Origin of the sequence: Ruthenibacterium lactatiformans (genome assembly GCF_000949455.1) — a bacterium.
GTDB classification, from domain to species: Bacteria; Bacillota; Clostridia; order Oscillospirales; family Ruminococcaceae; genus Ruthenibacterium; species Ruthenibacterium lactatiformans.
In genome coordinates this window covers 1-26,419 of record NZ_JXXK01000037.1, presented here as the reverse complement: position 1 = coordinate 26,419, position 26,419 = coordinate 1, and the positions used below count along the sequence as shown (strand labels likewise).

At 49.9% G+C, this 26,419-nt stretch carries 19 protein-coding genes; 4 read left to right on the top strand and 15 right to left on the bottom strand.

Annotation, left to right across the window (positions count from 1 at the left end; genetic code table 11):
- Positions 1-250 precede the first annotated feature (250 nt).
- A complete protein-coding gene (locus TQ39_RS17225; RefSeq protein WP_050006444.1) occupies positions 251-1,120 on the top strand; it encodes an aldose epimerase family protein in 870 nt (289 codons plus the stop codon).
- A gap of 171 nt (positions 1,121-1,291) precedes the next feature.
- On the opposite strand, the gene TQ39_RS17220 is transcribed toward TQ39_RS17225, so the two are convergent.
- From TQ39_RS17220 to TQ39_RS17175, 10 genes are all read right to left on the bottom strand, one after another.
- Complete coding sequence (locus TQ39_RS17220; RefSeq protein ID WP_050006443.1) at positions 1,292-2,821, bottom strand: response regulator transcription factor; 1,530 nt, start codon at positions 2,819-2,821, stop codon at positions 1,292-1,294.
- A gap of 4 nt (positions 2,822-2,825) precedes the next feature.
- Complete coding sequence (locus tag TQ39_RS20530) at positions 2,826-4,571, bottom strand: cache domain-containing sensor histidine kinase (RefSeq protein WP_082052333.1); 1,746 nt, start codon at positions 4,569-4,571, stop codon at positions 2,826-2,828.
- A 1,126-nt stretch (positions 4,572-5,697) separates the two neighbouring features.
- Positions 5,698-7,119: a carbohydrate binding domain-containing protein gene (locus TQ39_RS17210; protein WP_050006441.1), complete on the bottom strand. Its 1,422-nt coding sequence runs from the start codon at positions 7,117-7,119 to the stop codon at positions 5,698-5,700.
- A 2-nt stretch (positions 7,120-7,121) separates the two neighbouring features.
- The gene (locus TQ39_RS17205) at positions 7,122-8,618 is read right to left on the bottom strand and encodes a glycoside hydrolase family 31 protein (protein ID WP_050006440.1); all 1,497 of its coding nucleotides are present in this window, start codon (positions 8,616-8,618) and stop codon (positions 7,122-7,124) included.
- Positions 8,619-8,633: 15 nt separating this feature from the next.
- Positions 8,634-10,409, bottom strand: coding sequence for a discoidin domain-containing protein (locus TQ39_RS17200; protein WP_050006439.1), 1,776 nt, complete (start codon positions 10,407-10,409; stop codon positions 8,634-8,636).
- Between the two features lie 26 nt (positions 10,410-10,435).
- Entirely contained in the window at positions 10,436-11,674 is a 1,239-nt protein-coding gene (locus TQ39_RS17195) for a Gfo/Idh/MocA family protein (RefSeq protein WP_050006438.1), read from the bottom strand.
- A complete protein-coding gene (locus tag TQ39_RS17190; RefSeq protein ID WP_050006437.1) occupies positions 11,671-13,314 on the bottom strand; it encodes a DUF4091 domain-containing protein in 1,644 nt (547 codons plus the stop codon). Before TQ39_RS17190 ends, TQ39_RS17195 begins: the two co-directional genes overlap by 4 nt.
- Positions 13,315-13,389: 75 nt before the next feature.
- Positions 13,390-15,003: an extracellular solute-binding protein gene (locus TQ39_RS17185; protein ID WP_050006436.1), complete on the bottom strand. Its 1,614-nt coding sequence runs from the start codon at positions 15,001-15,003 to the stop codon at positions 13,390-13,392.
- Positions 15,004-15,047: 44 nt separating this feature from the next.
- Positions 15,048-15,929, bottom strand: a complete 882-nt coding sequence (locus TQ39_RS17180) for a carbohydrate ABC transporter permease (protein WP_050006435.1) — start codon at positions 15,927-15,929, stop codon at positions 15,048-15,050.
- Positions 15,930-15,942: 13 nt separating this feature from the next.
- The gene (locus TQ39_RS17175; protein ID WP_009324228.1) at positions 15,943-16,884 is read right to left on the bottom strand and encodes an ABC transporter permease; all 942 of its coding nucleotides are present in this window, start codon (positions 16,882-16,884) and stop codon (positions 15,943-15,945) included.
- A gap of 275 nt (positions 16,885-17,159) precedes the next feature.
- Here TQ39_RS17175 and TQ39_RS17170 point away from each other — a divergent pair, with 275 nt between their 5' ends.
- The 3 genes from TQ39_RS17170 to TQ39_RS17160 are packed head-to-tail and all read left to right on the top strand — an operon-like array spanning position 17,160 to position 21,243.
- Positions 17,160-18,953 (top strand): sensor histidine kinase, encoded by a 1,794-nt coding sequence (locus tag TQ39_RS17170; protein ID WP_050006434.1) that lies wholly within the window; start codon positions 17,160-17,162, stop codon positions 18,951-18,953.
- Entirely contained in the window at positions 18,947-20,359 is a 1,413-nt protein-coding gene (locus TQ39_RS17165; protein ID WP_050006433.1) for a response regulator transcription factor, read from the top strand. Before TQ39_RS17170 ends, TQ39_RS17165 begins: the two co-directional genes overlap by 7 nt.
- A 5-nt stretch (positions 20,360-20,364) precedes the next feature.
- Entirely contained in the window at positions 20,365-21,243 is an 879-nt protein-coding gene (locus tag TQ39_RS17160) for an acyltransferase domain-containing protein (protein ID WP_050006432.1), read from the top strand.
- 290 nt (positions 21,244-21,533) lie between these two features.
- Here TQ39_RS17160 and TQ39_RS17155 read toward each other — a convergent pair whose 3' ends face one another.
- From TQ39_RS17155 to TQ39_RS17140, 5 genes are all read right to left on the bottom strand, one after another.
- Entirely contained in the window at positions 21,534-21,806 is a 273-nt protein-coding gene (locus TQ39_RS17155) for a hypothetical protein (RefSeq protein ID WP_050006431.1), read from the bottom strand.
- Between the two features lie 32 nt (positions 21,807-21,838).
- Positions 21,839-22,213: a transposase gene (locus TQ39_RS17150; protein WP_276325264.1), complete on the bottom strand. Its 375-nt coding sequence runs from the start codon at positions 22,211-22,213 to the stop codon at positions 21,839-21,841.
- 138 nt (positions 22,214-22,351) lie between these two features.
- Positions 22,352-22,642: a hypothetical protein gene (locus TQ39_RS21070; RefSeq protein ID WP_139056076.1), complete on the bottom strand. Its 291-nt coding sequence runs from the start codon at positions 22,640-22,642 to the stop codon at positions 22,352-22,354.
- Between the two features lie 522 nt (positions 22,643-23,164).
- A complete protein-coding gene (locus TQ39_RS17145; RefSeq protein ID WP_242853532.1) occupies positions 23,165-23,764 on the bottom strand; it encodes an MgtC/SapB family protein in 600 nt (199 codons plus the stop codon).
- Positions 23,765-23,785: 21 nt separating this feature from the next.
- Positions 23,786-26,359, bottom strand: a complete 2,574-nt coding sequence (locus TQ39_RS17140) for an alkaline phosphatase family protein (protein ID WP_050006428.1) — start codon at positions 26,357-26,359, stop codon at positions 23,786-23,788.
- Between the last annotated feature and the right edge of the window lie 60 nt (positions 26,360-26,419).

Below are 26,419 nucleotides of genomic sequence, written 5' to 3'. Positions count from 1 at the left end.
TTTTCATATCCCTTTTATTATAAAAAGTGTAAATTTGACGCACTTTTTTTGCTATGCTACAATATCCACGGCATAAGCTCCACAGGGAACGGAGCAAGCATATGATGTAAAGGAAGATAAGGAGGCGCTGCGTATTTTAACTTCATATGATGGCTTTCGGGAAACACAGCTTCTTGCCTGTAAACCAAACCGGTTCTAATGCCGGACAAGAAAGGGCAAATAGTAAAATTCAAAATTAGGAGGTACTGTTGTGAGGCTGCAACTTGAAAACAACATTTTTGTCGCGCAAATCGATACATTAGGAGCGGAACTTTGCTCTCTGCTGCGCAAGGACAGCGGGGAAGAATTCGTCTGGCAGGGGGATGAACGCTACTGGGCCGGTCATGCTCCCACGTTGTTTCCCATTACCGGCAAACTAAAAGACCTGCGCTTTGAGTACAAGGAAAAAAATTACGAACTGCCGCCTCACGGATTTGCCAAAGAGCGGGAGTTTTTTGTACAGAGTCATACGAAAACGTGTGTGGAGCTTGTTTTAGAAGCAGACCGCGAGACATTGCGGCAGTATCCTTTTTTGTTCCGCTTTACATGCGTGTTCACTCTTACTGCTGCGGGCCTCGCCATTACACGCCGAGTAGAAAATACCGGTAAAGAAAAGATGTATTTTTCTGTGGGTGAACATCTGGGGCTATCCTTAACACCTTGGGGCGGTTCATTGGAAAACTATGCTTTGGTATTTCCGGCAGCTCAAACAGCCTGGAACTGGCAGTTGAATAAAGGGTTGCTTGATAAAAAGACGCCTTATTTGGACAATACCGATACTCTTCCGCTGTCCAAAGCACTATTTCAAACTTATGGGTGCTTGGTCCTGCAGGGCCTGAGCGCGCCCTGGGTCGCGCTGCGTCCCGTCGGGAACGATAGGGGGATCCGTGTCTCCATTGGAGGATTTGCTGCAATGGTGGTATGGTCGCCTGACAACGACGGGCAATTTGTGTGTGTGGAGCCCTGGCAGGGCCTGCCGTCTGAGGCCAACGGAGGCTATGATCTGACACAGCGTCCCTGTATCCTGCATTTGTCCTCAGGGGAAAGGTATGAATACACAGTTACAGTAGAACCGGAATAAACAGGCAATGCGTCAATAGAAAACGGGATGCATTGTTCAGAACTGCATATTGTTGACGACCCGGCTGAATTCCGAATCGATATGATATAAAATCAGCTCCCTCTATAAGAGACAACGTTTACTTTGCTGTCTTTTATAAAGGGAGCAATTTTTATTGCCACTGTGCATCTGTTACCGATTCATGCGCCGAAAGCGATTGGGCGTCATCCCTGTTGTGTCTTTAAATATCTTTATAAAATAGCTGGAGGATTCATAACCAACATCTTCAGCTATTAGATTAATGCTTTTGCTGGTGGTGGTAAGCAGCCGCTTGGCTTGCTGGATACGGAGGTCGGTAAGGTAAGCGCTTACACTTTTTCCCGTACACGCCTTAAAGATGTTGCAAAAATAATTTGGGCTAAAGCCCGCCACTGTTGAAATCTGGCTCAATGTAAGATTATGCATATAATTTTGTTCAATATATTTCAAGACCGGGCCCATATTGCTGTCGTCCACAGTCTGCCGCAAAAGATTATGGCATATGTCAATCAGACGTTCTGACCACGCTATTATATCATCCAAAAACACCATGCCATTGATTTCAGCCAGAGGATTGACCTGTGCCAGCTGTGACTCCGCTGCCCGGGGACAATAGGACAATGTATGATGTATCAAAGTTTCCGCCATGGTGTTGAACACTCTGCGAAGATGATCGATATCCTGTATAGTGTATTTATCGCGCCGGGCAGATATCTGTTTCAGCATATTCTTAAGGCGGTCCAGTTCGTTCCCCTGTATCAGCGTTTGTACCATATTTATTTCTTTCCGGAAATCCGAGTGTTCGCCCGTAGTTGACCGGTACCGGCAGAACGCCCCGGGCCCCCGAAAAAAACGATCGTTAAGCGCATCGCAGGCATGAGAAAAAGCGTGTTCCAGCTCCTTGGAATTACTGGCGGGACCATCGACACCAAGAGAAAAAGAAAGCCGGGAAGGCAGTGTAAGCAGCTTATGGACCCGTTCACAAAAAACATCTTCAGAGATTCCCATTGTACGTACCACGGCGGCGGCAATATGGTCTGTAATCATGCCAACCGTTCCTGAAAGCTCCGCTGCCGCCAACAGGGCTGTCAGCTGATTTGTCCATTCAGCACCATTTGTCATACCCAACGATGATGAAACTGCCGGAGTGACGTCCTGACTGAATACAATGCACCAAACGGTATCTTTCTCGGAAATCAAAGCCCGGTCAAAGGCTTGTAAAACCTCCCCTGTTCCGCCCGTCAGCAGCTCAGACACTTGATGAGAGCTTATCCCTAAAAAGGATGGAGATGGTGGATTATCGTCAGCGGCCAACTTCTTTCCCGCCCGACGGGTAGCTTCCAGCAATTCTTCCTCAGTAATTTCTCCTTTCAGCAAATATGCTGCTGCTCCGAAAGACATTCCCTTTTGAGCCAGAGAAAAATCCGCGTGATTGGATAAGATAATTACTTGCGTATGCAAATTGAATTCCCGCAGAGCCTGAATAAATGACATTCCGTCCATATCTGGCATAATTATATCGGTTATTACGATATCAATTGCGTGGATACGGCAGATTTCCAACGCCTCATGGCCATTCGCTGCGGCGTCGACCACCACAAATTCTTTATCAAAGGGCTGAAACACCAAAGTGAGCCATTTACGCACAATCACTTCATCGTCGACAATCAAAAGGCGAAGCACAGAATCACTCCTCTACTGGGATTTCGAAAGAAATACAGGCTCCTCCGCCAGAAGCGTTTTCAATATGAAGCATGGCCTCCGTCCCGTAGCGCAGCCGCAGCCGCTCGTTAACATTATTCAAGCCGATACTTACACTGAAGCGCTGAGAATTGGGGTTGGGAGCAAAAAGGTCAAAATTTTGAGGAAAACCGCAGCCGTTATCACGTACCTGCACAGAAAGCAGCGTCTTCTTACGCTGTATAGAAATATAGATGCATCCATGAAGGCTGCCGTTTTTCAGTCCATGAAACAAACTGTTTTCTACCAACGGCTGAATTAGCAGACGGGGTATCAGGCAAGGCAACGCTTGAGCATCTACATCGTAATAAACTTCAAAATTGTCGTAGCGATGCCTTTGGATCAGCAGATAATTGCGCAGATATTCCAGTTCCTCTTCCACTGTAAGCATTTCACGTTTGGTATCAAGATTGATTTTCAGCAGCTTGATCAGACTGATCAATACCTCGCTGGCGCTTTGGTTGTGCTGCATATCGACCAGAAAACGTACTGCGGTCAGCGTATTATATAAAAAGTGCGGATTGATTTGCGCACGAAGCGCTTCCAGTTCAGCGTTTTTCTTTGCATTTTGTTCCTGTACCAAACTTTGAAAAAGACGGTTCAATTCATCCAGCAACAGCAGATAACTGCGATTTAGGTAGCCCAACTCATCAGTACGCGTAATGTCCAGATCCGGCGGAGCAAAATCCAGCGTCTCCAGACTGCGCATGCACTCTACCAGCATAAGGATCGGCCTGGAAACCGTGCGGTACAGGAACCAGGAGAAAAGTGCCGCTACAATCAGGACAATAACAAAAATAATGGGAAGCGACCCGGAAAGCTGTTTGAGAAACATAGGAAACGTTGGCATTTGCGTTACTTGAACTACGTACCAGCCGGTGTGTGCATCCAACGAATAAACGGTTACCAGACTTTCAGAAAAAGAGGTATAATACCCCTTAGGGCCCGAAACCAGCGCCATATCCAATACAGGCGCGGAATTATCGCTTACTGCTTGCGATACCGTTTGCTCAAGTACGATTTTCCCTTCTGCGTCTGTTAAATAGATTTGCGTGGTAGAGGAAGCATAGCTGCTCAAGTTGTCGGATACGCTCCGTTTGAGGATGCTGACGACGGCTACCCCAATTGGTTGATTCGCATTGGCATTTTTGATGAGGCGCATCGCAAACAATAAATGAGAAGCTTTTGGCGAAACTTCTCTTCCATCTATCCATACAATCCGTCCCCCGGCATTTTTTATCGATGTTAACCATTTCTCTTGAAGGGTTTGAGCATCTGAAAGGAAACTATGCGTCAACGCAGCAGAATTATAATACACATAACGATTTCCCCAAAAATCGAATAGTTCTATTTGACAAATGAAATAGGGATTGGAAAATTTATGCCGAGAATAATATTTTTGAAATAAAGCCTGATTTCCTTGGTCAGGATGTGTTAAAAGCTGATGAATCTGGCTATCAATGTACATATCGTCAGTGGTAAGTGTGACATCTTGAAGGTAATTATCCAAATTGCTGCAGACATATGCCGAATTTTGCAGCGAAGAGTCTGCCAACGCATTCATATAGTACCGAAAATAGATATAAAAAGTCCCAAATGACACTAACAGCATTAATGATAAGATGCCAAAAAACAGTAAGAAAAGGACTTTTTTATAAAAATAGTTTTTGTATATTGTTTCGTCAACCTTCAAATCACTCTCTCCCTCATATGCAATTTTTCATTACTCTATGTGCACAGCAAAGATGATTGTATGGTTTTATTACATTCGATCAACATTTAATTATACAAAATAATTGTACTATATATGTATTATATCATTAGATTACAATAATAAGAAATATATATCAACAGTACAATATTGCCAAAAAATTTTATCAAAATTTAGAATTGTCCCGCAGTGTCTTCAAGTTTGGATATCTCCTTTTACCATCCAGTATGAGTTCAAATAAGCCAACATTTTGAATATTCAACAATCTATCGAAAAAACTGCTGAGTCTGCCGCATCGGACGAAAATTGACAGATGACGCTCCGCAGCGTTTGCTGAAAAAGCAACAGCATTTGTAATAGTATTCAATCCATTTTCAAAATAGCGATTCCTACTATTTCCCGATTTCAGCCTTCGCAATGCAAGAATCAGCTTCCAGCAGTTTGAACAGCTCCATGCAATGGAAAATATAATTTACAATGAGCTTCGTATGCGTGGTTACAGTGGGGTGGGCTTTTTTGTAAAGAACTGCAATTTTTTTGGCCCCAGCTCGGATGTGCCGTCCTCAGTTTATTGAGTTGTATTACGGTAGCCTCATCCAACTTTGACGGGCTGTTTTCCGGTGCTCTGCTCCGGTCTCCAAATCCGTATAACCGTATTCAAAAAAACGGTTTTTGCACTTATGACCCGTTTTCTCTGATATCCCATATTTCTGACAGAGTTCTTTAAAATCACTTTTCCCTCTCGTCAGATATTCCTGTATGAATTCTTTTCGTTATTCCATCACCGTGGCCTGGCTCCCTTCCACCCCAAACAGAAGCGCTCTTTTTCTTCTGTTCATTTTATCTTTTTTACTTATCCTTCTCATGATACTGTACACATCTCGATTTTTAGGGTCTCTGTTTCAAATTTCCTCCTGCAAAAGGGGACACTTTTCCCCTGAGCTTGTAGCCTGTGAAAAAATAGCCCCAGCTGCGGTAGCTGGGGCCTGTTTTCTATGTAATTTTCACCCTATACTCAACGTCAATGTGATAATGTTAATTGAACAAAGCGTTCTGCTTTAAAACACATTGAATCCATCATGCCCCTCTAAGAACGGAGCAAAAAAAATTAGCGTTCCAATATTTTCATAAATTCAGAAAAATCACGCATGGTTAGCCCAGTATGCCAGGAAGAATCCTCTTGCTTTTTTGCTCCGTACCACACTTTCAACATTCCGTCGTCAATCAGCATAGAGGACCGGTAAATGCAGAAATCATCCCAGCCGCCTTCCGTTGACGGCTTCAAAATTGGCCGGCTAAAAGTTTCCCACTGTTTTCCTGTCCGATTCACTGCGAAAAACAAATTGCAGTGGTCGCAATCGGTGCCATTCGGATAAGCCGGATAAACTGCATAGTAAGCTCCGCTTGATGTGTCATAATGTACATCGATGTGCCATATTTGATATCCAGGTTGTACAAAATCCGTACAGGTGACTGCGCCTGACCATTTGATTCCATCCGCAGATGTACGATATTTTACTTGGTTATTCTGGCTATTCCATCCTGCATTCCCCGTATCCACATACCACATCATATAGGTGCCATCTGGCAGAATCTCAATAGACGGCGATAGAATACTGTATTTCCTTACCAGATCCTGCATTACGACCTGCGGCTCGCTCCAGTGTACACCGTCACGGGAACTTATCATTTTTACCCTTGAGCTGATGATATCATCTGCCTCTACGTAGTACATCCGCAATTCATCCGAGGCTGGAACATATACAAGATCCACGTCACAATTGTGGCCCGGACTTGGCGTGCCGGCCAAAGGATTCGAGACCCCTTCTGGCACAATCCAATTTTCTCCATCGTTTGACGCAACAATCGATGGGTTTTCGTAGCTCCCATCATTGAAGGGATAAGGTGTCATTGCCATCCAATACAGATAACCATTCCAAGGCTGTTCAAATTTCACCACCGAGGGATGTGTAGGCTGGTTGGCGCCGTCATAGGTAGGAATTGCTTGAGGCGCTATGGCATTTGCCAACGGCTGATATGGAGCAAAATCTTGCACCGCTGTAAGTTCTACATCGTCGAAATAGCCTGCACCGGAACCACTATTCTGTCGATATCCATATATAGTCGCTGTTTGCGCATTGGGCCCGGTTGTGAAAGTAACCGCCAGCTGCTGATAGTCGGCTGAAAGCGTAGCCGAAAAAGTTTCCTGCCCACCGTAATTTTTTACGCCCAGCGTCATAACGGAACTGCCCTCAGATTTTGCCCACCCTGTTAAAACATATTTCGTATCCGGAGATACCGTAACAACTTGCTCATAACTGCTGTTTTTGGCTACTTTAGCACAATAGTTTCCGCTATGCGGAGCAGCGCTGTCAACAACGGCGTTATTGAACCAATTCCATCCGGTGCTGTCGCCGGTCTCAAAACCTCCGTTTACAAGCAAATCGGTTTCTTCGGCAGCAGCGGCCGGCAGCAAACTGCTGCACAGCAGTGCAACTATAACCAGGCAAGCGACCAATCTTTTTTTCATATTCATCCACTTTCCTTTTCAAAAATTCCAATTCGGTCTCCCACTTCAATTTCATAAACTTCTCCCGTGCTGTCGTATCTTTCCCCGCACTCAGAGCACCAGGAACCCTTTGGGAAGTAAACGGTACGCCGCGTTGCCCCTTTTTCCAGGATTGGCGCAACCAACAGCTTGTCGCCAACCATGAACTGATCTGTCACTCTCGCACAGGCTGGCTCCGTGAAATTATACGCCATTGGGCGTAAAACCGGTTCGCCTGTGTTTCTGCATTGTGCCAAAGCTTGGCGGAGCAACGGCATATAGCGGCTGCGCAGCGCCACGGCCTGTTTGACCTTTGCGTAATCTTGGGCTGATAGAATGCGCCAGGGCGCAACCGAAAACTGCATCACTGGCATCAGACAGGCAATTTGCGCCCAACGCACCATCAACTCATGATCCAGCACTTTCTGACCATAAAAATTGTGGTACTCTCCACCGCCGATCATGTCCGGGCATAAAAATGGGTGTCCTGTTAGACTTTGTATAATGGCATTCGGAATCAACGCCGCAAGCCCGGTGTCTCCCCAGCTATGCTCCTTGTCACTGAGTCTCTGCATCAGCGACCAACCGCCGGCCCCATTCGTTACGCGGAATTCGTTCAGCGGGTATCTCTCGCCAAAGGCAGCCCAAGCCTTACTGTGCGTATCGCCCGTGACAACACTGTCCGCCGGATAGTAAACGCTGTCCCCCGCATCGAACTTAAAGCCGTCCACCCCCATTGCTTGAAGGCCATCCAGCTGTCTCTTCAGCCAACTGCAGGCTGCGGGCTGCGTCATATCCAATACTGCGGACCATCCATTCCACCAATGAGAAATATACGACTTGCCGTCCCTGTCCGTTACCAGAAGTCCCGTCTGCTCTAATTCACGATATTCCTGCGTGTCCGGTGTGATAAAAGGGCATATCCATAACATGACTGTAAAACCCAAGCGGTGCAGCTCCGACAACATTCCTTCCGGATCGTAAAACTTCTCCCGTGAAAAGTGCCAGCGCCCATAGGAATCGCTCCACCCATCATCGATCATCAGAACCCCGGGAGGCAATCCGTTCTCCAGCACCGCACGGGCATACTGCAGCACTCCCTCCTGCGTCTGATGAAATGTCAGTTCTATCCAGGTATTATAAACCGGGCTGCTGAACAGACGCTCATCGAGCCGGATCTCGTGTAATGGAAAGCAATGTTCCATCGCACCGAGATATGCTTGACGCAACCCGCCTGTACTTTGTCCTAAAATCGTCCCATCGGTACACTGAATGCGCCCCTTTCGAAACAATATACGCATACCATCCGGGTTCCACACCCAACGCCCTGCCGTTGAGAGCAGCAACGGCATCATCTGGTTTGGCGTTTGATTCCGAGTCAGATCCAGTTCTCGCTCACTGGCCTGCGTATAGGGCTGGTTGATTCCATCTATCACGGCGCCGCCGTAGAACGCCTCGCCTGGTAAAATATCAAATTCCATACCAATTCTCCACTGTTATGATTGACGGTTATACACTTCCAGTTCACTGATTGCAAAGTGCTTCCATTTGAGGTTCGCATCATGCACTTTCATACGCAAAAATCTTACCTCCTGCACCTGTTCAAATGAAAATGTTTGATTTTCCAACGTGGTGTCTGCATATTCCCAAGCAAGAACCGTAGGCGGAACGATTTCCTGCCAGATCTGACCGTCCTGCGAGACTTGGAAGGATATCTTTGTAGGGGCTTGATTTTGCGCATACCAGCAATGCATTTGAATTTGATCAAAAGATACAGGCTCGGGCCAGCTCAGCACAATATCTGTTGGCAGCGTAATCCGATCTGCGCTCTGCGCCGCTTCAGAATGGTCACCGTCCGTCAAAAGGCCACCATTTTCACTGTTCCATTCCGATGTGCTTTCAGTGGCAATATTGGCATTGAGCGGGCTTGCTGAGGAATCTTTCACAAGAATCTCATTAATCGCATAGTGGTTCCACTGCAGATTGGCGCTGTTGACCTTGATTCGCAGCGATTTCCCCTGTGCCGCCGGGAAATGAAGGATCTGATTCTCTACATGCCAATCATTTCCGTTCCAATTTACATCGCCGGAAGCTGCCACCGGTACCCATCCTGTCTCACCGTCGGCAGATACTTCCAGCTCCCAGTTGGTTGGCGCTTGGCCTTTACCGTAGGCGGCTTTCATGATAAAGGTATCAAAGGTTTGCGTTTCTTCCCAATCCAGATACAAATACTGCGGGAAATTAGGGGCTTCGTTGCTCTGCATCGCCGAGTAAGCATCGTTATCAATCATATTGCTGGGCGGGCTCTCCCAGTTCCAATCCTGTGCCGCACCTGCTACCGCATAGGGCGCTAAATTTTCCCCCGCCGCGGGTGCTCTGTTGTCTGCAGCATCCCGCGCCAGCATTTCATCGGTTTTGTAAACCCGGAAATAATCGATTTCGAATCGTTTTGGGTATTCGCTGTTATAATCCGGCGTACCGCTCCACAGCGGCGAATCATTCTCATAGATTCCCAAAAAAGTCGTCATTTTGTAGTCTGGAGATTGTGATGTCTCCTTGACAAGCTGGCCGTCAAAATAAAACTTCATCCCACCTGGCTGCCATTCAAATCCATACACATGGAAATCCTGTGATACATCGCACGCAGGGTAGTAATCCAGGCTTTGTTCCTTGCAGCCGCCGTCTGTCCATGGATGCACGGAAACGCGAACACGGCTTTTACCAGCTTTGACATCCGGCCCGCAAATCTCAAAAACATCAATTTCAGCCGTTTCATCCGCTCGGGCTTCTGTTCCGATCATCCACCAGGCACTATGCAACCCACCATCATGAGGGACACGGGCCCTCAATTCAAAGTAGCCGTACTTCGTTTCAAAATTTGTGACTGCCCGGTGGTGATCGGTAATCGTGCAGGTATCCCAGAAGTTGTGCATTCCATCGCGCATGCCGGTCTGGATGCTTGAAATTTTCTGAACATCGTCAAATGCCCACCAAGGCCCCTGCGTCTCCTTATCGATTCGTAAAGATAAAATCCCGTCCACTACATCGTAATGGGCAAGGCTCTGTTCCGGAGTCGTCCAGTGGGGCATGTATGAATCGGAAAACTTTGCGGGATTCAAAACCGCGTCGTTGAATTCCTCCTGGAAGACTAAAGTCCACCCTGGCCTTTCAATCGGTTCCGTACCGGTGTCATTGCAATATGCGGTCGGCGCAGCGGAAACCGCCACTGCTCCTGCCAATATTACCGCTCCGATCCCTTTTCTTAAGTGCATATAAATCCACTTCCTTTCCTCGCTGCTTACAATTCTACGATTCTTCTCTCAACGCGGGAGCGTTCTGCGGCAAAACAAATCAGATGACTTTGCAGAGAAACTCTGGCAGATGAGAGGTTTCCATCGCCGCCGCTTTGTACGGCACGTACAAAGTCTCGCATCAGATAATAGTCCCCGCCACCATGTCCATAATTGTTGGTTTGCGGCGGTGTTTCCAAGGTGATTTCCCGCGGGCCGCTCTCCCCGAAGCGGTGCAGGGAAACCGTGTTTGCATTCATGTCCGCCGTGATCTGTCCCTTCGTACCGCAGACCTTCAGCTGACGGGCCATATCCGTGGTAAACGCTGTCATCGTGAAGCCGGCCACTGCTCCGTTATCAAATTCCAGGTTCACCACCTGGCGGTCTACAACATCGTTGTCGCAATGATAGACACAGCGGCCATAAGGCCCCTCGCGCAGAGCTTTTAACCGGCCCTCACGGCTCAAATCGGTGGTAAGCATATCGGTGGGCCATCCTACATTGTCCGTAAGATAAATTTTTCCGGCATCATACGGACACACAACGCTGTGAGGGCACCCGTCAGTGCAACGCAGCGGCGCATCCTGCGGTGCGTGTGCCGCGTCAAAATGGTGCAGGCTGCCAAAGCTGGATACCCGGGTGCAGCGCTGTCCGCTGAGCCACAGCAGAATGTCCATATCATGGCAGCTTTTTTGCAGGATCATCGGGCTGGTTTGTTCACTGCAGCGCCAGTTGCCCCGCACAAAGCTGTGGGCATGGTGCCAGTAGCCCACATTCTCAACTTGCGACAAAGACGCAACTTCCCCCACCTGCCCATCATCGATCAATTGCTTGATGGTTCGGTAAAACGGCGTATAGCGCAGCACATGGCACACGCTCAGCACACGCTGTGCCTCCTCGGCTGCCGCCGCAATGGCCCGGCATTCTGTTTCGCTGTTGCTCATGGGCTTTTCCAGCAGCACATGATACCCCTGCTTCAGCGCGGCCAGCGTGGGTTCCGTATGCATATCATCCAGCGTACATATAAGCGCGGCATCTGCCATCTGCGGGCGCGCCAGCAGATCTTCCCAGTTGCTGAACGCCCTGTCAGCGGGGATACCGTAAGCGCGGCACATCAAAGCGCGCCGGTCTGCCTTTGGTTCCGCCACGGCCATGATTCGAAGTTCTTCGGGATGCTCCTGCGCATAACGGGCATAAATCTGCCCGCGCGCGCCTGCGCCAATGAGGATCGCCGTCACCTGGTTCATGCTTTTCCTCCTTCTTCCAGCAGATGCAACAATTCTTCATAAACAGCCTCAAACACGGCCGGGTCATCGTTATAGTTCTGGTTGTCATGAAATACCCGCGCGACCAATGCGTCATGGGCAGCCTCATCCCTGCAGCGCAGCAGCGCCAGAAGCGCTGCATCCTCGGCGCCGCGCCTGGCGGCCTCCATCCGCATACCCGGCCACGGACCATCCGTTCCCGGATAGACAAGGAAAGAATCGCCACAGGGGAAATTCGTACCGATCCCTGTATGGTTGGGGCAGCTTGTACCGGCAAACGGGTCCATCCCGGCGGGGAATTGGTTGAAACCCCAATGCAGAAACCCACCCAGCCGATTGGCCGCACAGCCCCAAAACAGCAGCCGTCCTTTCAGCAACGCAAAATCCAGAAAACGGTTGAGCCAATTGCCCTCCGGCCCACAGCATACATACGCCCACACCGACTCTCCCAGAGCTGTCAGCGCATCAAAATCTGCCTGCCGCGCCTCATAGCCCGGCGTGCCGGGCACCCAAATATCCACACCACCGCGAAATTCCGGCGAAGCGACGGCTTCGATGACACGCACATTGGGCAGGTATTTACGCAGAATGCCCGCTGCGAGATAATACTGACGCTTTCGGGCGAGAAGTGAGGCTTCGTTTTTGAAATGGATGTCTGGCTCGTCATGGATGTGGAACACCACTTTGTCCTGCCAGCCATATTTGCGCAGAAATTCCGCCAGCGCCTGTACAAAGCGCACTGTGACCGCATAGCCTTCCGGCGTATCAATGGGCAGTTCCGGCGCCATGGCGCACTTAAAGCTGTCGGTGTACATATCGGGCATCCCGTCCGGAAGGAATCCACGGCTCAGCAGAGCGCCCAGTTCCATCTGCTGCATCCCCTCATCGAAAAACAACCGGATCAGAGGGCGCAGATATTCAAAATCAAATGTATAGGGGGCACGGCTTGCAACACAGGCCTCGTCCAGTTCGATATAGAACATCGTTTGATGGATGCGCCGCATGGCGCGGGCGTAGCGGCGTACCATTTCATAAAAAGCCGGCGTGTCCTTCTGCAAGCCATGGCAGCGGCTGATCGCATCAAGGCTGAACCAGTTTGTCACGGGGAAAGTATCCTGTGGGATCTCTATGTCATATACCCGTATATCCAGCCGGCAGCAATAGCTTCCCAGCCGAAGCATCGCCGTATATGCACCGGCTGCAAGCCCGGAACGGGGATACAGGCACAGATACAATGCTGCGCGCCCATTTTGCGTTTCAATTACACCGTCCCGGGCCGGTTTGAGGCAGTCGTATACTGCAAAAGGCGCCAGCCGGGTCGCGTAAAGCGGCTTACAGGCCGGACGCCGTTCCAGAACCATCGCGCCGCCCTGTTCGCTGCCGTCCCCGGTGTTGTACTCCACGGGTACAGCTTTCATACAAAAGAATTCCGGCACAAACGCATCGCTCTCGAGGGATGCGTCCAACTGGCCGGCATCTGTTTCGAGCAAAAGCTGCACGCCCGGCCGGCCGTTGCGCGGCATTGCGAGCCGCAGACCCTGGGGAAGATGCCCCACCGGCATATCGGGATAGAAAAATTCTTCCCGCCCGCTGAGTGCCCCCCGGTGAATGCGCTGTTCCATGGTCTTCCTCCTAAAAAGCGCGGGCCGAGCCGTGAGAAGCCCGGCCCGCGCCGTGTATACGGTGTGTTTTGTTTTTTATTCTGCCTTGATACCAAGCTCTGCGGCCTTCGCATTGACCTCAGCCAGCATATCCGAAAGGCCCTTGGTCTCATAATTGGCCAGCAGGTCATCGACCATCTTTTCCACAGGGTCGCTTCCCATCATGACCTGCAGCAGATCATCGTTCGTATTGTAAACAAACGCATCCTTCAACGGTGTCGAAAGGAAGAGCACGCTGTCATAGTAAGCGGGCAGCGTACCGTTTTGCACGGCGTCTTCATGACGTGCGGTGTTCAGCGCGCGATACTCTTCGGAAATCGTGGAGGGATACTCGCTGTCCCAGTATTCGGGATTCCACATGGCCAAATCGGCGATGTTGCTGTTCACATTTTTAAATGTATATTTCTCCATCAGGTCTACGCCGTCTTTCATAACGACTTCGCCATCCACGACATCGTAGTCCTCTCCCTCGATACCGCAATACACAAGGCGCTGGCCTTCTTCCGAATAGAGAAAATCAAACAACCGGCAGATCGCCGCCATCTTTTCATCATCCACCTGTGCAGAGATGTAGCTTTCAGACCAGGCTTCCGTATCAACGAAGTAATAGCTGTTTCCATCTTCCGAAGGATATAGTTTGGCAATGCGGTTATCCTCCTGGAAGCTGCCTTCACCGTACAAAGCATCATAATCCTTACCAATCTGGGATTCCAATCCGGCAGGGCCGGACCATGCGAATACCATGGCAGCACTTTGGCCCTGGAGATATTTTTCCTTGCTGGTCTCCAGCTTTGCCAGAGCAATATCCTTTTCAATCACGCCATCGGTATACATATCGCGGGCAAACTGCATGGCGCTCACCAATGCGTCGCGGTCTGCAAAATAGCTGGGCACGAACCGGCCTTCTTCATCGGCCACCCACTTTTTGTCGATGATCCCCGCATAGGGATACACAAAGCCGCCGATCAGCTCGGGCAATGCCTGCGTCATACCGGAAATATTCTTGCCTTCCGGGTCCGCCTCGATGATCGCCTTGATCATATCGCAGAATTCCTCATAAGTCTCGGGTTCTTTGGTAATGCCGGCTGCCTGTGCCAGATCCCAACGGTACACTACGTTCCGATCCAGCACACTGTAAGTAATATCGCCATAGGTGGTACGCGGAATCATGTACAGCTTGCCATCCCGGGCCGCGGCCTGCGCACGCTCCATCTGCATGTGCTCGGCCAGGTTTGGATAAGCCGACAAGTCCTCCGGCAGGGCACGAATCACGCCCTGCTCGATCCAGTTCCCATAGAATGACTGTGCCACAAAATCGCCCGCGAAGATATCCGGAAGCTGTCCGTTGGTCGCCCACAACTGAATCTTCTGACTCGAGTCATCCCAAGTGACATTTTGCGGGACCAGGCGCACGCCGGTTTCTTCTTCGATCCTTTTTAAAATGGGATCATTGGGGTCCGCCAGTCCATCGTCTGCGCCCCAAATCGCCACGCTTACTTCAACCAGGGCGCTCTCTTGCTGCGAGGAAGAAACGGCGCCAGTGCCGCTGGCGGGAGCGCTGCCGGATGCCGGAGCTCCGCATCCGGCAAACAGACCGGCCGCCATAAGTGTACTCAGTGCCAATGCTGCGAATCGTTTTGCTTTTTTCATGTTCAACTCTCCTTTTTTCAATCTTCTATCACAAGGATCGATCCCTATTCCTTAACGGAACCGATCATGACGCCCTTGACAAAATATTTTTGCAGGAAGGGATACAGACACAAAATTGGCAGCATGGTGATGACGATTGCCGCCATCTGCACGGATTGGACAAATACCTTGTCACCCGATAGCATGGACTGTGCCTGACTTCCCAACTGTGTATTGAAGCTGACGAGAATATCGCGCAGATAAATCTGCAGCGGCTTAATGTTCTTGTCATTGATGTACAGAAACGCTTCCCACCATCCGTTCCACCGCTCGACCGCATAAAACAGCGCAAAAGTAGCCATAAACGGCTTAGAGATGGGCACAAAAATCCGTGTGAGCACCACAAATTCATTTGCGCCGTCGATACGGGCGGCCTCTTCCAGGCTGGGCGGCAGGCTCGCAAAATAGTTTTTCATAATGATCAGATAATAGGTGCTGATCATTGTCGGCAGGATCATACTCCAAATCGTGTTATCCAACTGGAGGTCGCAAATAACCAGATAGGTTGGAATCAAGCCGCCGGAAAACAACATGGTGAATAAAATCGCACTGAGAAAAACTTTGCGGCCGATCAGGCGCTTGCGGCTTAAAACATACGCGGCAACCACAGAAAACACCATGTTCAGTGTGGTGCCTAAGACAGTCACCAGAAGCGTAGTCCCCAACGATTTGAAAAAGTATACATCCTTGATGATGGCCTTGTAACCTGTGAGGTCAAACACATGGGGAAACAAGTATGGGGAATACTTTACACTTGTTACAGTATTGGAGAATGAGACGATGAGTACATTGTAAAAAGGATACAGTGTCAGCAGCGCCAAAACACCGAAAAAAAGGTACAGGCATACCTCAAAGGCGGTGATCTGCTGCTTTTTTTTCAGTTTCATTGCCCTTCCCCCCTTAAAACAGCCCATCTTCGCCAAGCTTTGTCGTCACCTTGTTCGCCGTCCAAATCATCACAACGCCGATGACAGACTTTAAAAGCCCAATGGCCGTGGTATAGCCAAAATTTGTTCCGGTCATGAAAGACTGGCGGTAGACATAGGTATCAATGATATCCGCAACGGGATAGACCGGCGCTGAGTACAGATTGAATATCTGGTCAAAGGAGGCGCCGCTCATAATTCCGCCCACCTGCAAAATCAGCATGATACAAACTGTGCTTCGAATGCCGGGCCATGTGATGTGCAGCATTTTTTGCAGCCGGTTCGCGCCATCGATGCTGGCCGCCTCATACAACTGGGGGTCGATCGCAGTAAGTGCCGCCATATAGATGATGGCGTCCCACCCAAACTCCTTCCAGATATTTGAGATCCAGATAAACGGGCGAAAGGCGGAAAGAGACATCAGCGGCGCTATTTGCTCGAATCCCATCTGTCCAAGCAATTGATTGATGATACCATTGGAAGCGAACATATTGATAAGGATTCCCGACAACACGACCCAAGAGATGAAATGCGGAAACGTAAACACTGTCTGGAAAAACTTTTTAACGCGAGGATGACGGATCTCATTGAGCAGGATCGCCACAATAATCGGGATTGGGAAGTGAAACAAAAGCTTTCCGAAACTGAAAATCAGCGTATTGGAAAAAGCGCGCCAGAATTCAGCGTCTTGGAACATCGTTTTAAAATGCAGCAGTCCCACCCAGGGACTGTGCCACAGGCCCATATCATAGCGGTAATTGCGAAACGCCAGCGTAATGCCTCCCATGGGCAGATAACAAAAAATAATATACCACAGGAGAACTGGCAGCAGCAGCGCATACAGCATCCAGTCATTTTTCAGCTGCTTGCAAACCATTCGCCGCCTGGAGGCGTTCATCCCTGTCCGTTCTTTCATAAAACACTCCCCCTTCATTCCCCTGGACTGTTCGTTTCTCTGTGTCTTTATTATACTGTCCCTGATTGGCCTTTCGGTATGGAGGCAGCGCATGAATTCTGTTCTTCAAAATGGAAAACGTTCAATAATTTATGTAAAAATCATAGTTTTCATCATAAATATGGAATTTTTTTAGAATTTTGCATCTGTGCTTTCACTATACCGGGCTTTCTCCATATCAATCCCTCTCTATCAGTGATATACTAAGGGCAGGGCAATCGGAAGGAGTGCTGCCCATGCCGTCATTCTTTAAAAAAAGAATTATGAAACAGTTTCGCTTGGTACTCTGCTGCCTGCTCATCATGGGAATCGTTTTGTCACTGCTGTGTTACACAGTGATCGAGCGGCTGATGACCAAAAATTCAACCGCGTATGCCCAGAGTACCGCACAAAAGTTTAACGTTGAGGTAAAATACTTATTTGACCGCGCAGATGCACTGTTCAGCAGCCTGCTGTTCAACGAAAACATTGAACAGATTATGCACACACCTTTTTCAGCAAAGACCCCTTCCTATCTCAATGCACTGCACACCCAATTTTCGTCATACCGCCTCATGAACGCAGAACTCGCGGAAATCGCCCTTGTAACTCCGGAGATGTCCTGGTCCAGCTATTTTGATGCGGCCACACTGCGCGCGTTCAGCGAGGAAATGCGTAACCTTCGCGGCACCACATGCTTCGGACTGCAGCAATCCCCTCTTACGGCACGTGCAGGCAGCCAGGAACAGCGGTTGGTTTTTGGCCACAATGTTTATGGTATGTTTGACGATTCTTTGTATGGTCAGTATTTAGGCAGTATCATTTTATCACTGGATCTCTCCAAGTCCTCGATCCAACTGCCCTTGTCTGAGCGGTCCGCAACCTGCTTTGTCCTGCTGGATCAGAATGGCACGGCGTTTCCGTTTAATTGCAGCGATGAGCAGTACCAACAGATCCAGGAACAGGGGCTTGCCGCCGGCCACGGGACTTGGCCTATGGGCGCTTGTCAAACTGAGGATTATTTAATTTATAATACGCCCTTAAATGATACCGGGCTTTTTATGGTCAGCGCCATGGACAGGCACGCGCTCAGCAAGGAAGGATTGCCCACGATTGCCATCCTCATTGTTATAACGACCGCCGCCTTGATCGTGGTCGTATTGTTGATGAGCTTGATGCTGCAAAGTGTGGTAAGGCCCTTAAGTCAATTGTCAGCATATATCGACCGCATCCGGCTCACACCCCCGGGGGCTGATGCGGAGCCTCTGGAGCTGCAGGGGTGTGAAGAGATCACCCGCCTCTGCAGCTCCTTTAACACGATGCTTCGCGAGCAGGCCCGCTTGACCCGTGAACTGCAACAGGCCACCGTCAATTTGTACGAAATGCAGCTGGGCCGCAAGCAGGCGGAGCTGGAATACCTGCGCAGCCAAATCAATCCGCATTTTCTTTACAATACGTTGGAGGCGATCCAGGGAATCGCACTGGAACATGGTGTTCCCAAAATTGCGGATGCTGCGGGTGCGTTGGGCAAATTATTCAGACACAACATCCAAGGCAGCGATATGATTCCATTGGGCAAAGAGTTGGAAATCACCCAAGCCTACCTCACCATCCAAAAGCTGCGGTTCGCCGATAAATTGAATGTGTTGATCAGCATTCGTGAAAACACTCGCGGCATTCCAGTGATGAAACTGCTTCTTCAGCCGCTGGTGGAAAACGCTGTTTATCACGGTTTAGAGCCGAAGACCGGCCCCGGCACGCTGTTTATCGGTGCGAGACTGGAAAAGGGGGATCTGCTCATCAGCATTTATGACGATGGTGTGGGGATGCCATCTGGCCGTCTGGCTGCATTGCAGGAAGAGTTGGAACGCCCCGCCGCAAGCGGCAAGGCGGAAACCGCGCATATCGGTCTGCTGAATGTCCAGCACCGCATCCGGCTGCGCTACGGCATGCCATACGGCTTGACGCTGCATAGCACGCCGGGTGGCGGCACCCGGGTAACTGTCCGTGTACCTGCGCAGATACAGGAAGAGGAGAATGAGTTATGCTAAACGTTTTGCTTGCGGATGACGAAACCCGCACGCTGCATCATTTGATGACAGGTGTGCCCTGGTTTCAACTGGGGATGGAAGTCTGCTGCACTGCCTCCAACGGCAGCGAAGCTCTTGCCTTTATTGAATCACATCCCATAGATATTTTGATTACAGATATCCGCATGCCCGGCATGGACGGGCTGGAGTTGTGTCAGCGTGTGCGTGAACGGTACCACGATATGTCGATCATCTTATTGACAGGCTATGCGGACTTTGAATACGCACGACGCGGCATTGAGCTTCAAGTGACGGACTACTGCTTAAAACCAATTGATACAGAGCAGCTGACCGCCACATTGCGCCGTGCTGTACGCCAGGGGTACGGGCGCTCCTCCTCACGTTCAGACGCGCTGCTGGATCTTATCGAGGAAGGCAACTCTCAAGAAATTACGCGGACATTTTCCGATTTGGGGATCAAAGGCGACAGTGTTTACATCGCCGGCTCCATTGGCGTTCACAATATTGAACAGGCGATAGGCGCTCAGTTTTCCTGTAAAGTGGGCAGACACAAATACCTGTACTTTTCCGGACATCCGTTTCATACGCAGGAAGCCTCGCACATCATCGCTTTTTCCAAAAAGCGCAGCGGTATCGGTCTTTTTCCCACCTCAGTGCCCTACGGACAGACTGCACGCGCTATCAGCGACGTGCTCGTGATGACATATCAATATTTTATCAACGGCACATCAACGTTGTGTGAACGCCTGGTAGATGGGCCGCTGACTCAAGAACTTTTTCGTCAACTCCCCAAAAAGGGAAAAGAACCAGGCCAGCTCAAAGCCTGGCTGCACGACCTCTCGCAAGCCAACTGCTCGTTGCTTTTCAATATCCGCACCGCATTTCGATTTGTGAACCAGGTTCTTCTTTCTCCTGCCATGCAAAACAGCGGAGAAGGCTGTTTTGACAGCTTTGAGCAGATGGCTGCCGACTATTCTTGCCTGTCGAATCTGCTGGAAGAGCTCAGCGCCGCTGTGTACACACAGGAGCCGCGTCCGGCTCCCCCATTTGAAGGTCCTGACAGCTTCTTGTCCATTATGAGTTATCTCAATGCACACTACGACCAAACCGTCTCGCTGAAACGTGTCTCGGAGGAACTGCACCTCAATGCATCCTACATCAGTCAGCTGATAAAAAATGAAACCGGTTTAAACTATACTCAATATATCACTGAATTGCGCATCGAAAAAGCCAAGGAGCTATTGACAAACACAAAGCTTTCCCTGGCCGAAATCAGCGAAGCGGTGGGCTTCAATGACTATTTTTATTTCATCAAGAAGTTCAAACGGGAGGTAGGCGTGACGCCCGGCAAATTTTTGCAGCATGAAAAGGGAACGGGCGATATGCCCGACCGGGAAAGGGAGTGATGAGCATGACCGCAAAGGAATTAGCCGCCCGGCTCTCTCTGCCGGGATCGCTGCAACAGCAGGTTTTTTCCATACCGATTTCCCCTGCGCAGGAACAGGAATGGAACGAGCTGTTTCTTCGCGATCAAGAAGCCTTTGAATTGCGTCTGCACCGTCATCCTACACCGGAACTCCTGGCTCTGGCACTTTATCTGCGCTGGGCCGTTGCAACCTATCGCCGCTATCTCACCCTTGGGATTCCAGAAGCTGTCTTTTGGGATACATTTCAAGATTTTGCGCTCTGGAGCGAAGAGTGCATGCGTGTCACTGGCCAACCAGGATTGATTGAATGGGGCTGGAACGCTCTGCTGCTGCATATGGAGCTCTTCCGGCTGGGGCGTTTGGAATATCAACCGCGCACACTTCAACAGGATATCGTGTTCGGAGAAGTCTCCCTGGCTGCAGGCACACCAATATTGGAAGTACATATTCCCGCGGGCGCGCCGTTTTGCCAGCGTGAATTGTCAGCTTCTCTATGCTCAGCCGGGCCTTTTTTTGAGCGGTACTTTCAGCGCAGCTTTTTCTGGTTCCACTGTCATTCCTGGCTGTTATCACCCGCTCTACGAGATTTGCTTTCCCCTGCATCGGGAATCCTTCAATTCCAGCGTTTTTTTACCATTTACAGTGAAGATTTTTCATTCCCGCAGGCAGAGCAACGCGTTTTCGGGAGTGTACAGGCAGACCCACAGCGGTATACCGAGCACACCAGCCTGCAGCGGGCCTTAAAAAAATATCTCCTCGCCGGCAACCATGTGGGAATGGGGATGGGCGTCGCTCAACGGGTATCCATTGAAGCCGTCGGAGAAGCGGCGGGAGCTGGTCCATTACACGGTTTCATCCCCTAGCTATGTTTTTTTATTATACACGAGCCTTCCCAGCAAAACAAAAGACTCAACGCTGTTTCGAAAAAGCAACGTGCCCTCTGATCTGAACTGCAGGCAGATGAATGTTCTTGTAAATATTCTTAGACATAACAAAAATCCCCCGGCTTCGCCGTAATCTCATTAAGATAATCCGTCCAATGAAACCGTCTCTGAGCGAGAAGGCCAGAGACGGTTTCACCAATACATAAATTTGAAAAAGGGCATGGCAAAACCGCGGAGTCTCCTCCGCGAAAAGCTAATGAAAAGCAGCATCAAATTGCCCTGTACTGAAAACTGACCGGACGCTTCACACGCATATTTCTCGTTTTGGGTTGGTCAGGCTGGACAGGAAGCAGAAAACTTGTAATGAGCGATTCTACTTTTGTCGTAGACACAAAACCAAGCAGGAACTCCCGTGCAATGTGGGCGGCAAAAGCATCGTTCACACGGTAGAGATATTCGCCCTTCAGCTGCATAAAACTGGCATGCAGGCGAAGCAGGGACGCCAAATTGTAGAGCGTCATTCTGGCGAAGATATCCTGCATAATGAATGGACGCTTTTTCGCATGGAAGTGCGTTAGTGCTTACCACACGGAAGGAAACCGGATGTAGCCATATCACTTGCATCGGTGATGTAGTCAAAATGAACCTTATTGGGGAGCCAACGATATTTCTGCGGCTCCTGGCGGATACGGTTTGTGAGGCGTTTGGAGAGGAAACAGCTGAAAGCCGCTTCAAATTCCGGCGTGTCAGGCAGTCGGAGACCTGAAAGGATACCCAGCTTTTTCTTTACGCGAACCAAATAATTCCAGCCCTTCTGCTCGATGTACGCCATGCTATTGTACGCCTCGTAACCGCGATCCGCAATCAGAATAACTAGGTCTGCAAGTTCCGATCGGTCAACCATTTCCACAAGTGCCTGGGACTCATGCTCTTCTCGCCCGTTTTGTATGACGGCTTCCAGATAAAGTTAACTCTCCAGATCATACAATGCGTTCAGATACAATAGGTTGTAGCCACGTCCGTCCTTTGTGCTGTTGAAGTAGGTCACCTCGTCGTGGACATCGCTCGGGATTTGTAAATAGGAGCCCTATGCCGCCAGTAATGTATATTCATCCCACTGCCGTTTGGGGCGATTCTGAAAAGTAAATCGGTGTAGAATTTCTTCAAAAACCGACGGGAAGAGCTTTCCGCGTTGCTGAACGAAGGCTGATGCGGTTGCCGCCGTTGGATCATAGTGAAACTGCCACTGCAGTTCCACATGCAGGCCCTGACTGCTCATGGAGAGTATTGTCCTGCGCAGTTTTTCAAAGAGTAATTTTCGGTTCCGTGTAAAATTCCGCTTGGGATCTGGCGTGTATTTGGGCACCTCTTTCTGCATTCAGGATATGGTATCCAAAAGCTTTTTTCAGGATGTTCGGGTAGTTTATCATTGGCGTAGTCTCCTTGAAACTGATTTCAAGGCGAAGCCGTCGTTTTTTCAAATTGTCAAGTGCTTTTTTGATTTTTGAGAATATTTGTAAAAATAGCTCAGACCGCCGATAAGGCAATCTGGGCTATCGCTTATTTTAATGAGATTAGGCACAGCCGGTGGTTTTTCTATAACAAAAGCAAAGTCGGATATGTCTTGTATCTGGCTTTACTGATACATATACCGCCCCAGTTGTTGCCGCCTACGGGGATTGTGTTTTACTTTCACATTTATCCTAGCTTGTAAATTTCAATCGTGCCCTTACGGAAAACTTTTCTTTCAAACAGCCTACTGGTCACAATTTTATAGAAACAACACTTTTTAAGCCCTCAAGCTGTTCTGTAAGGAGTTTTCTTTCAAGCCCGCCTGGGAAACGCAGATGGAACTCTGCTACCAACTCCCCCCTCTTTTTACGCGACAGCTCCAACCCGATTACTTTAATTTTTGTTCGGAAAATATCTCGAACATCTGCCCTATCTCGGCACCATTTTCCGGCATGCATACTCGTATCCTGTCTATTTCTGGTGCCCAGCGATGTTCCCAATGCGACAGCATCTGTACTCCCAAAATAAGTAATGCACATGCACCCCCCACCCCATACAGTCCTGCGCCTATGGCCATCCCTATTCCAGCGGTGGCCCAAATTCCGGCCGCCGTGGTCAGCCCACTGACCGTACGGTGATGCCAAATGATCATACCCGCGCCCAAAAAACCGATCCCACTCACAATCTGTGATGCGATGCGGCTGGCGTCTGCTCTAAGAAAAGAGTGTCCTTGCAGATCAAAAAAGCCGTACTTGGACACTATCATCATCAAAGCCGAGCCCAGTGCCACGATCAGATGCGTTCGAATCCCCGCCTCTTTCAACCGGTTGCGGCGTTCTATTCCAATCATCAAACCGCAAATTCCAGCAAAAAAGATACGCAGAACATACCCAATCTGCACCATCATATTGTCCACACTTCTATCCCCTTCCCTGTGACAGTCGAAGAGCGGCGCATAGCGCCGCTCTTCAATTTGTTCAATTTCCAATTTACTTGTAACCCTTGGCATCTATTTGTAAATACCATTCAACACCGCACCGTCCACCGTATCCTCAGCGGGTACGCCATGGACTGCCAAGATATTGGCTACGCAGTCCACTGACCGACATTCTGTTTCATACAACTCCCCTTGCTTGATCGTGGGACCATTGAACACCATAAATATCTGTTGTTGCGCCTTTGCGCCATGCTCTGCCACCGAAGTGGAAAAGGCATAACCCTCAGCACAGTCTACTACCAAGTCACCAAGATTCTGCGGAGTATCCATTGCATCCAACTCTGACCGTGTATACACCCGTGCCACGCCTGTGATCCCTTCCAGTCCTGCAATCAATGCATCATATTCTGCCTGGGTGAGCGGCTTTCGGAAATAAATCTCTGCCGAACCGCTGGCCAAGTTGTATACCAGCTTGGTGTCCTCCCGGAATGGCCCGATATTGACCGCCGCATTCTCATAAGGAATACCAACAGCATCCAGAACATCCGACAATGTGGAGGTAAGATTCGTATGCACCTCTGTCATCCCATGATCCCCCACCAGCACCACGTTTAGCGCCTCCGCATGGCCTCGCTGCCGATACGCATCCAATATTTGGCCGAGCGCATCATCAATCTGCTCCACTACTGCCTGGATCTGTGGGCCGGAAGTGCCATACTTGTGAGCTGTACTGTCCGTTTCATTGAATAGAACCACCATTAGGTCAGGATCCTCATGCAGGATCATCTGTACCGCTTGGGACGCCGTTTCAGCAATCTCCCCGCCCTCGGCGAACAGGTCGGCGCCCCGGTTCTGCAATTTACGCTGTTTTATCGCGCCCACCAGCAAACCTTGACTTCCAAACATTTCACCTACTGTTGCCACATCATAATTCTGCAAAAAGCGCACACGACGATCATTCACTTTATCATAAAAGGCAAGCGCCGGCACTTGATGGGTACCCGTATGCGCGCCGGTACACAAGGTGGTCATGTTTGCCGTTGTCATGCTCACATATTCGCCCCAAGCATTGGTGCATCGGGTACCTCCACTAATTAACGCATCAAAAACAGGAGTATCCCAATCCTCCCGCTGCACATAATCGTTTCGGAACCCGTCCAAGTGGACATACAGGGTACGGGCCGGATGCTCGCTGCAGCGCTGGATTCCTAACTGTTCCACCGGCCGCACAAAATAATCCCCAACCGGCGCGGCCCCCGCTTCTTTTTGAAGACTTCCATTCACCACCACCTCTTCACCTACTGTGATGCCTTCCAGCGACAGCCCACTGTAAGAGTACACCTTCACCACCATCGTTCCCGTGCCATCTGTTGTATTGCCGTCCTCCGAACCATCCACAGTCAGTGTACGGGTGATACCCGTATCCTTGATTGCCGTCACTCTTCCCTTGATTTTGACGGGCGTCGATTCCAGCCCCTGTAATTGCTCGCGACTCCAGTCTGTGTAGATAAATTTTTCGCTCAAAACCGGTTGTTCGGACGCAGTGACTGTAAGTGTTGACGGTGTGAGCGACACGTTGCCATCGTAACCCGCGTTTCCCAACACGCCTGTCACTGTCAACGCATCGCCCCGAGCCACGGGCTGCGCTATTCCTTCTCCATACACATAGAGTCCGCCGCTGGGGTACACCGGGTCGAGGCCAGGCGTTTGGCGCGGACTGACCATCGCAAAGGCGGTATTGCTCTCATGCCACTGCCCGGTTGGGCCTGCAGCAACACCATGCACCGTAACGCTCAAGCCAGCCAGCGCAGCGGTGCCATCCTTCTTTTGGCGCACCGCTTCGCTCAATCGCAAAACTGTATCCTGTGTGATAAGCTGTATCCCTGCACTGCTGGAAGGTCGGATATAGTACCCTGATGTATAAGGGCTGCTGGCATCGCTCTGCATCAGAATCCCTTCCACTACGACCCAATCGCCCTGTGACACCTGGCTTTCAATGCCGGAATAGCTATACCATTTCACCTGCATCCTGCCAGCGCCATCCTCATAATCGCCGTCCCTGCTACCATCCACATAAAACCCTCGCACAGTTCCCTCAGCGGCAACGTCGCTCACCTTTCCCAACACACGCACCGGCATTCCCTCAAAGCGGAGTCCCGGGTCCAGTTCCACTTCCTCATACAGCGGGTCGGTATAGATGGGATAAGCGTCTGGCAGCGCAACGCCACTGCCGCGCACCTGTATATCCGATGACGAAGCAGTGCGGATCGCTGTGGTCCCCTTATCTGAAGCATAGGCGCCATTCACAACGGTGCCAGTCACCACCACCCGGTCACCCACCTTATACTGTGTCGCATTGCCCGGCGAATAAACCAAAGTTCCTCCACCGAAGCGGTAACTGTCCCGCGGTGTAACGATACTGAAATAGTTCACTTGATCGTGCCACACACCGCTGGCCACCGTCACGATACCCTCCACAGTCACAGTCTTCCCCAACAGCTTGGCCTGCCCATCACTATTGTTTTCGGACAGAAGATACAGGTCGGTAGAACCCGGCAATGGCTCTGCGGCAGATGCCAACGGACACACCCCAACGCAAAACACGCAAATCAATATCACTGCGAGCAGTCTACGAATTTTTTTCATTCGAAAGCACCTATCCTTTCCATCGATTGATTGTCTTCAAACCAACCATGCCATATCTTT

Excerpts from the sequence above, each read along its gene's own strand:
- TQ39_RS17210 (WP_050006441.1), bottom strand. The coding sequence starts at position 7,119 with ATGAAAAAAAGATTGGTCGCTTGCCTGGTTATAGTTGCACTGCTGTGC.
- TQ39_RS17205 (WP_050006440.1), bottom strand. The coding sequence starts at position 8,618 with ATGGAATTTGATATTTTACCAGGCGAGGCGTTCTACGGCGGCGCCGTG.
- TQ39_RS17200 (WP_050006439.1), bottom strand. The coding sequence starts at position 10,409 with ATGCACTTAAGAAAAGGGATCGGAGCGGTAATATTGGCAGGAGCAGTG.
- TQ39_RS17195 (WP_050006438.1), bottom strand. The coding sequence starts at position 11,674 with ATGAACCAGGTGACGGCGATCCTCATTGGCGCAGGCGCGCGCGGGCAG.
- TQ39_RS17190 (WP_050006437.1), bottom strand. The coding sequence starts at position 13,314 with ATGGAACAGCGCATTCACCGGGGGGCACTCAGCGGGCGGGAAGAATTT.
- TQ39_RS17185 (WP_050006436.1), bottom strand. The coding sequence starts at position 15,003 with ATGAAAAAAGCAAAACGATTCGCAGCATTGGCACTGAGTACACTTATG.
- TQ39_RS17180 (WP_050006435.1), bottom strand. The coding sequence starts at position 15,929 with ATGAAACTGAAAAAAAAGCAGCAGATCACCGCCTTTGAGGTATGCCTG.
- TQ39_RS17175 (WP_009324228.1), bottom strand. The coding sequence starts at position 16,884 with ATGAAAGAACGGACAGGGATGAACGCCTCCAGGCGGCGAATGGTTTGC.
- TQ39_RS17170 (WP_050006434.1), top strand. The coding sequence starts at position 17,160 with ATGCCGTCATTCTTTAAAAAAAGAATTATGAAACAGTTTCGCTTGGTA.
- TQ39_RS17165 (WP_050006433.1), top strand. The coding sequence starts at position 18,947 with ATGCTAAACGTTTTGCTTGCGGATGACGAAACCCGCACGCTGCATCAT.
- TQ39_RS17160 (WP_050006432.1), top strand. The coding sequence starts at position 20,365 with ATGACCGCAAAGGAATTAGCCGCCCGGCTCTCTCTGCCGGGATCGCTG.
- TQ39_RS17155 (WP_050006431.1), bottom strand. The coding sequence starts at position 21,806 with ATGCAGGATATCTTCGCCAGAATGACGCTCTACAATTTGGCGTCCCTG.
- TQ39_RS21070 (WP_139056076.1), bottom strand. The coding sequence starts at position 22,642 with ATGCAGAAAGAGGTGCCCAAATACACGCCAGATCCCAAGCGGAATTTT.
- TQ39_RS17140 (WP_050006428.1), bottom strand. The coding sequence starts at position 26,359 with ATGAAAAAAATTCGTAGACTGCTCGCAGTGATATTGATTTGCGTGTTT.